The 6826-nt window shown below is 75.1% G+C and carries 6 protein-coding genes and 1 pseudogene; 5 read left to right on the top strand and 2 right to left on the bottom strand.

From position 1 onward, the window contains the following. Positions 1-238, bottom strand: a pseudogene (locus PAI11_RS00770) (hypothetical protein); the annotation flags it as partial. 139 nt (positions 239-377) lie between these two features. Here PAI11_RS00770 and PAI11_RS00765 point away from each other — a divergent pair. The 5 genes from PAI11_RS00765 (at position 378) to PAI11_RS00745 (ending at position 6037) form a co-directional block, all read left to right on the top strand. Further along, positions 378-1448, top strand: coding sequence for a Gfo/Idh/MocA family oxidoreductase (locus PAI11_RS00765; RefSeq protein WP_007569806.1), 1071 nt, complete (start codon positions 378-380; stop codon positions 1446-1448). A gap of 172 nt (positions 1449-1620) precedes the next feature. Continuing rightward, positions 1621-3069, top strand: coding sequence for a DHA2 family efflux MFS transporter permease subunit (locus tag PAI11_RS00760; protein ID WP_244406490.1), 1449 nt, complete (start codon positions 1621-1623; stop codon positions 3067-3069). Further along, on the top strand, positions 3066-3548 hold the full coding sequence (locus PAI11_RS00755) for a MarR family winged helix-turn-helix transcriptional regulator (RefSeq protein ID WP_007569804.1): 483 nt from the start codon (positions 3066-3068) through the stop codon (positions 3546-3548). Before PAI11_RS00760 ends, PAI11_RS00755 begins: the two co-directional genes overlap by 4 nt. Positions 3549-3675: 127 nt before the next feature. Beyond that, positions 3676-4890, top strand: a complete 1215-nt coding sequence (locus PAI11_RS00750; RefSeq protein ID WP_007569803.1) for an acyl-CoA dehydrogenase family protein — start codon at positions 3676-3678, stop codon at positions 4888-4890. A gap of 1 nt (position 4891) precedes the next feature. Next, positions 4892-6037: an acyl-CoA dehydrogenase family protein gene (locus PAI11_RS00745; RefSeq protein WP_007569802.1), complete on the top strand. Its 1146-nt coding sequence runs from the start codon at positions 4892-4894 to the stop codon at positions 6035-6037. A 131-nt stretch (positions 6038-6168) separates the two neighbouring features. Here the strand turns inward: PAI11_RS00745 and PAI11_RS00740 are convergent, their stop codons facing one another. Then, positions 6169-6681: a nitroreductase/quinone reductase family protein gene (locus tag PAI11_RS00740; protein WP_007569801.1), complete on the bottom strand. Its 513-nt coding sequence runs from the start codon at positions 6679-6681 to the stop codon at positions 6169-6171. Positions 6682-6826: the final 145 nt, after the last annotated feature.

Here is a 6826-nt window from a genome sequence, read left to right as displayed (position 1 = left end):
CGTCGACGACCAGCAGCTCGTCGATCCAGGGGTCGCCGGCGAGCCCGTCGAGGCAGGCTCCGATCCGCTGCTCCTCGTTTCGCGCGGGCACGATCACGGTCACCGTCGGCCGGTCGGCGGGCGGCGGCGCATCCGGCCGCAGGTCGGACGGCGCGGTCAGGCGGGCCGCGGGGCGCGCGGCCCGCGACAGGCGGACGGCGACGAGCGCGGCGGCGGCGAGCCGGAGCGGACGGGCCACGGCGCGCACGCTAGCGCTCGCCGGGCGCGATCTCGCTGCCTGCTGGTGAACGGCCGGGAGCGGCCGCCGCGCCCCGGGGCCGCTCGGGCGATGTTCGGACGATCCGAACGCGGCCCGAGCGCGCTGCTTGAATGGACCGATGCCCCCCGTCGGCTCGCCCGAGCGCCCCGCCCGCGTCCTGCTGCTGGGCTACGGGATCGGCGGCGCCGCCTTCCACGCCCCGCTGATCGCGGCCACGCCCGGACTGCGACTGGCCGCGGTCACCACGCGCGACCCGCAGCGAGTGGCCGAGGTCGGCGCCCGCTACCCCGGCGCCGCGGTCCTGCCCGACGGCGAGACGGCGCTCGCGAGCGCCGGCGACTTCGACCTGGCCGTCGTCACCACGCCCAACCGCAGCCACGTGCCACTGGCGCGGACGGCGCTCGAGGCCGGCCTGGCGGTCGTCGTCGACAAGCCGCTGGCGGCGCGGGCCGCCGAGGCCGAGGAGCTGGTCGCGCTCGCCGGCCGACGGCAGCGGCCGCTGACCGTGTTCCAGAACCGGCGCTGGGACGGCGACCTGCTGACCCTCCGGCGGCTGATCGCCGACGGGTCGCTCGGCCGGGTGCAGCGGTTCGAGTCGCGGTTCGAGCGCTGGCGCCCGCGGCCGAAGGTCGGCTGGCGCGAGCTGGCCGACCCGCGCGACGCCGGCGGCGTCCTCTACGACCTCGGCAGCCACCTGATCGACCAGGCGCTGCTGCTGTTCGGCCCGCCGACCAGCGTCTACGCCGAGCTCGACGTCCGGCGTCCCGGGGCCGCGGTCGACGACGACGCGTTCGTGGCCCTGACCCACGCCGGCGGCGTGCGCTCGCACCTGTGGGCCAGCGCGACCGCCGCCGACGTCGGCCCGCGGCTGCGCGTGCTCGGCTCGGCCGCGGCCTACGTCAAGCACGGGCTCGACGTCCAGGAGGAGCAGCTGCGCGGCGGAACGCGCCCGGGCGACGCCGGCTACGGGGTCGAGGACGAGTCCGCCTGGGGCACGATCGGGACCGACGGCGACCGGCGACCGGTGGCGACCGAGCGCGGCGACTACCCCGCCTTCTACGTCGCGGTCGCGGCGGCCCTGCGCGGCGAGGGCCCGGTCCCGGTCGATCCGGCCGACGCGGTCGCGGCCCTGCGGGTCGTCGAGGCCGCGCAGCGCTCCGCCGCGACCGGCGCTCCGGTCGCGCTCTAGCCGCCGCGCGGCCGCCGCCCTCCCGCGACGACGCCGGCCGGAGCTGTGCGACGCGCCACAGATTGCACATCTCAACCATTTGGATGCTAAGCTTCGGTTGCTAAAGGAACGGGAGTCGAAGATGTCCAGCACCACTGCAGCCGCGCCGCCCTCGCGCATCGAACCCCACGTGATGAGGATCGCGATCGTCGTGATCCTCGGCGCGATCATGTCGGTGCTCGACACGACGATCGTCAACGTCGCGCTCGACACCCTCGGCAAGGACCTGCACTCCCCGCTCGACGACATCCAGTGGGTCGCGACCGGCTACCTGCTGTCGCTGGCGGCGGTGATCCCGATCACCGGCTGGGTCTCCAACCGCTTCGGCGCGCGCCGCGTCTACCTGTTCGCGCTCGCGCTCTTCACGGTCGGCTCCGCGCTCTGCGGCCTGGCCTGGTCGACCGGATCGCTGATCGGCTTCCGCGTCCTGCAGGGCGTCGGCGGCGGCATGATCATGCCGATCGGCCAGATGATCCTGGTCAAGGCCGCCGGCCCCCGCAACCTCGGCCGGATCATGAGCTTCATCGGCGTCCCGATCGTCCTGGCCCCCGTCTTCGGCCCGACCGTCGGCGGCCTGCTGGTCGAGCACGTCGGCTGGCAGTGGATCTTCCTCGTCAACGTGCCGATCGGGATCGGCGCCGTGTTCGCCGCCATCAAGCTGCTGCCCCGCGACGTCCCGGCCGAGGCCGGCAAGCTCGACGCCGTCGGGCTCGGGCTGGTCGGGACCGGCGTCGTCGGCATCACCTACGGCCTGGCCCAGAGCGGCACCGCCGGCAGCCTGACCGCCGGCAGCGTGCTGGCCCCGCTGCTCGGCGGACTGGCGCTGGTCGCGCTGTTCGTGGTCCGCGCGCTGCGGATCGAGAACCCGCTGCTGAACGTCCGCCTGTACAAGGACAAGGCGTTCGCGGCGGCCTCGATGACGACCTTCGCGCTCGGCGCCGCGCTGTTCGGCGCGATGATCATCATCCCGCTCTACTTCCAGCAGGTCCGCGGCGAGGACGCGGTCCACACCGGTCTGCTGATCGCGCCCCAGGGGATCGGCGCGATGGTCGCGATGGCGCTCTCCGGCCGGCTGACCGACCGCTTCGGCGGCGGCCGGGTCGCGGTCGCCGGCGTCGCCCTGACCGCGATCACCACGATCCCGTTCGTGCTGCTGGACGCGAGCACCTCGTACTGGCTGATCGGCGGCGCGATGGTGCTGCGCGGCCTCGGCGTCGGGCTCTCGATGATGCCCGCGATGACGGCGGCCTTCGCGGTCCTGCGGCCCGACCAGGTGACCCACGCCTCGCCGCAGCTGAACACGCTGCAGCGGGTCGGCGGCTCGATCGGCGTCGCGGTCCTGACGGTCGTCCTGCAGGGCCACATCACCGACCTCGGCAGCGGCGCCGCGCAGCCGTCGCAGCTGGCCGGCGCCTTCGCCAGCACCTACTGGTGGGTGCTCGGCGTGACCGCGCTCGCGCTGCTGCCGGCGATCGTCCTGGCCGTCGTCGAGCGCCGGCGGGCCAACGGCAGCAGCACTCGGGCGCTCGCCCGCGAGAGCGATCCGCACGTCCACGAAGCCGCCCTGGAGGCCGCAGCATGAGCGCCATCGACATCGCCGCCACCGCCCTCCCCCTGACCGGCGAGCGCGCCGAGCGGGTCGAGGACCTGACCCGCGCCTTCTACGGCCTGCTCGGGGCCGAGCGGCGGCTGAAGGGCCGCGACCAGCAGCGCCCCGGCCAGCTCAGCCACGCCCAGGTCCGCAGCCTGATGGAGCTGGCGAAGGGCGGCGGCACGATGAGCGCCGGCGCCCTGGCCCGCGCGGTCGAGCTGAACCCGGCGTCGATGACCGCGACCCTCGATCACCTCGAGGAGCTGGGCGTCGTCCGTCGCGGACGCAGCGACGAGGACCGTCGCGTGGTGCTGGTGCGGCTGACCGACGAGGGCCAGGAGGTCGTCGCCGAGCGCCGCGAGCGCTGGCAGCGGCTGTGGGGCGCGGCCCTCGACGGGGTCCCCGACGCCGACCTGGCGGTCGCGGCGCGGACGCTGCGGACGGTCGCCGGCCTGCTCGACGACCTGTAGAAACCGACCAGCTGGCTTGCTTCGCGTTCGACGTGGCGTATGCTCCAGCCGATTGGCCGGTCAGCCAGCCAGGCTGGCGCCGACGGCCGACCCGACAACCGTCACCTGGACGCGGAGGACCGCAACCGTGGATCTGAACGACGACCCCGAGCAGGCCGCCTACCGGGCGCAGGTGCGCGCCTGGCTCGCCGACCACGCCGCCCAGGCGCCGAAGGTGCGCGGCGCCGACGCGATCGCCGACGAGGACGAGCGGATCGAGGCCTGGCGCGGCTGGCAGGCCGAGCTGGCCAAGGGCGGCCTCTGCGGCGTGACCTGGCCGCAGGAGTTCGGCGGCGCCGGCAAGGGCCCGATCGAGCAGGTGATCGTCAACCAGGAGCTGGCCCACGCCGGCGTCCCGGGCCCGCTCGACTTCATCGGCCTGGGCATGATGGGCCCGGCGATCATCGTCCATGGCAGCGACGAGCAGAAGCGGCGCCACCTCGGCCCGATGCTCCACGCCGACGAGGTCTTCTGCCAGCTCTTCAGCGAGCCGGCCGCCGGCTCCGACCTGGCCGGCATCACCACCCGCGCGGTCCGGCAGGACGACGGCAGCTTCCGGATCAGCGGGCAGAAGGTCTGGACGACCAACGCCCAGTTCGCCGCCTTCGGCGTGCTGCTGGCGCGGACCGACGCCGACGTGCCCAAGCACAAGGGCCTGACGATGTTCATCGTGCCGATGGACGCCGAGGGCGTGACGATCCGCGGCCTGCGCCAGATCTCGGGCGAGGCGGAGTTCAACGAGGTCTTCCTCGACGAGGTCCAGGTCGGCGCCGACGCGGTCCTCGGCGAGGTCGGCGGCGGCTGGGCGACCGCGCTCACCGTGCTGATGTTCGAGCGGCTCTCGATCGGCACCTCGCCGATCGGCTACAGCGCCGAGAAGTTCGCCGCCGTGATCGCCGACGCCCCCGGCGCCCGCGAGGACAGCGACGTCCGTCAGCGGCTGGGCGCGATCGGCACCGAGCTGATCGCCAGCCGCTTCGCCGGCCACCGGCTGCTCAGCGACCTGGCCGGCGGCGGCCTGCCGGGCCCCGAGTTCGGGCTCGGCAAGGTGACCGTGGTCAGCGCCGCCGTCAGCGCCGGCGACCTGATCGCCGACGTGGTCGGGCCCGAGGCCCTCGACGACGCCAGCGAGTGGGCGTACATGATCTCGTTCCTGCCGGGCCTGAAGTCCGCCGGCGGCACGGAGGAGATCCTCCGCAACACGATCGGCGAGCGCGTCCTGGGCCTGCCGCCCGAGCCGCGCCTGGACAAGGGCGTGCCCTTCAGCGAGCTGAAGGCGCGCGAGATCGAGGGGGTGGCCTGAGATGGACCTGTCGCTGACCGACGAGCAGGAGTTCCTGCGCGAGGCCGCCCGCGGCGCGCTCGCGCGCGTCGACACCGTCGCCGCCGCGCGGGCCGCGATCGAGCCGGCCGGCTCGCCCGAGCACGCGCCGCTGCCCGACCTCTGGCCGACCGTGGTCGAGGCCGGCTGGCCGGGCCTGCTGACGAGCGAGGACGGCGGTGGCGCCGGCCTCGGGCTCTACGACGCGATCCTGGTCGCCCAGGAGGCCGGCGCCGTGCTGGCGCCGGTGCCGCTGGTGTCCGTGCTGCCCGCCGCGACGATCCTCGACGCCGCCGGCGACGCCGACTCCGCGGCCGCCGCCGGCGGTGAGCTGCGGGTGGCGTGGGTGCCGGCCGCGCCGCCGACCGACCTCGACGACCGCTGGACGGTCGAGGCCCGATCCGGCGTGCGCCGCGGCGGCCTGCCGACCGGCGTCCTCGACGGCGACCAGGTGACGCTCGACGGCGAGGTCGCGTGGGTGCCCGACGCCCCGAACGCCGACCGGCTGCTGGTGATCGCCGACGTCGCCGGCACCCCGACCGCGGTCCTGGTCGAGGCCGGCGCCGCCGGGCTGACCGTCGAGGACGTGACGCGCTACGACGCGACCCGGCCGCTCGGCCACGTGCGCCTGGCCGCCGCCGTCGGCCGCCGCGTCGACGCCGACGCCGACGCGATCGGCCGCGCCTGGCACATCGCCCAGGCGCTGCTGGCCGGCGAGGCCGTCGGAATCGTCGAGCGGCTGCTGCCGATCGCGGTCGCCTACGCCAAGGAGCGCCACACGTTCGGCCGGGCGATCGGCTCGTACCAGGCGGTCAAGCACCACCTGGTCGAGGTCCTGCGGCTGCAGGAGAACGCCAAGTCGCTGCTGATCTACGCGGCCTGGGCGTCGGAGCACGCGCCGGAGCAGCTGGCGCTGGCCGCGGCCGCGGCCCGCTCGGGCGCCGGCCACGCGCTCGACTACGCGACCCGCGAGACGATCTCGGTCCACGGCGGGATCGGCGCGACGTGGGAGCACGACGCCCCGCTGTACTTCCGTCGCGCGCAGCTGTCGCGGCGGCTGCTGGGCGGCGACCACGGCGCGGCCGACCGCGTCGCGGGCGAGCTGCTGGCGGGCGTCACGCCCGCCTGACCCAGACTGCGGGGCCGGCTCGTCCGGCCCCGGCAGAGCACGGTGGCCGGCGGGCTGGGGAGAGAGCGCCGGCCACCGTTTCGCTCACGCGCCCGAGGAGGAGTCGGCGCGCGAGGCTGCTCCGGGGGGCGTCAGCCGGCGATCAGCCGGACGATCGGGATCCGCCGGCCGACCGCGTCGGTCCGCTGGCGGTAGTTGGCGTACGGCGGGTAGATCCGGTCGGCCTGCGACCACAGCCGCGCGATCTCGTCGGCGTCGGTGACCTCGACCGCGGTCCGCGGCGCGCCGCCGCCGTCCTTGGCGATCCGGACGTCGGGGTGGGCCTTGAGGTTGTGGTACCAGGCGGGGTGCTTGTCGCGCCCGAAGCTCGACGCGATCACGATCACGTCGTCGCCGTCGTGGAAGTAGAGGACCGGGTTGACGCGCTCCTGGCCGCTCTTGGCGCCCTTGGTCGTCAGCAGCGCCGAGGGCAGCATCAGGCCCATCCCGACCTTGCCGCGCGACGTCCGCATCAGCCACGGGTCGACCTTCGACGCCACGTTGATCGCCAGCCAGCGGCCGGGAGGGGTGCGCAGGACCGCCGCGTAGGCGCGAGCCGGGCGGGTGAGGTTGCGCGACGGATCGATGCGGGGCAGATCGCTCACGGCCGTCAGCCTACGCCGGGCCGGGCGCGCCGCGGGTGTGTGGTGGGCACAGGCGGCGGCCCTGTGCCTGGCCGGACGTCACGACGATCGCCGTAGTCCTCCGCGCGCGCATGGGGCGATCCCCGGATTCGGTCGCGCGACCGGC

This window comes from Patulibacter medicamentivorans, assembly GCF_000240225.1.
Lineage (GTDB): Bacteria > Actinomycetota > Thermoleophilia > Solirubrobacterales > Solirubrobacteraceae > Patulibacter > Patulibacter medicamentivorans.
Note: the sequence above shows the minus strand (reverse complement) of the source record. Positions and strands in the feature narration are given on the sequence as shown.

What these genes read in the sequence shown, in the direction of transcription:
- PAI11_RS00765 (WP_007569806.1), top strand. Translation starts at nt 378, where the DNA reads ATGCCCCCCGTCGGCTCGCCCGAGCGCCCCGCCCGCGTCCTGCTGCTG.
- PAI11_RS00755 (WP_007569804.1), top strand. Translation starts at nt 3,066, where the DNA reads ATGAGCGCCATCGACATCGCCGCCACCGCCCTCCCCCTGACCGGCGAG.
- PAI11_RS00745 (WP_007569802.1), top strand. Translation starts at nt 4,892, where the DNA reads ATGGACCTGTCGCTGACCGACGAGCAGGAGTTCCTGCGCGAGGCCGCC.
- PAI11_RS00760 (WP_244406490.1), top strand. Translation starts at nt 1,621, where the DNA reads ATGAGGATCGCGATCGTCGTGATCCTCGGCGCGATCATGTCGGTGCTC.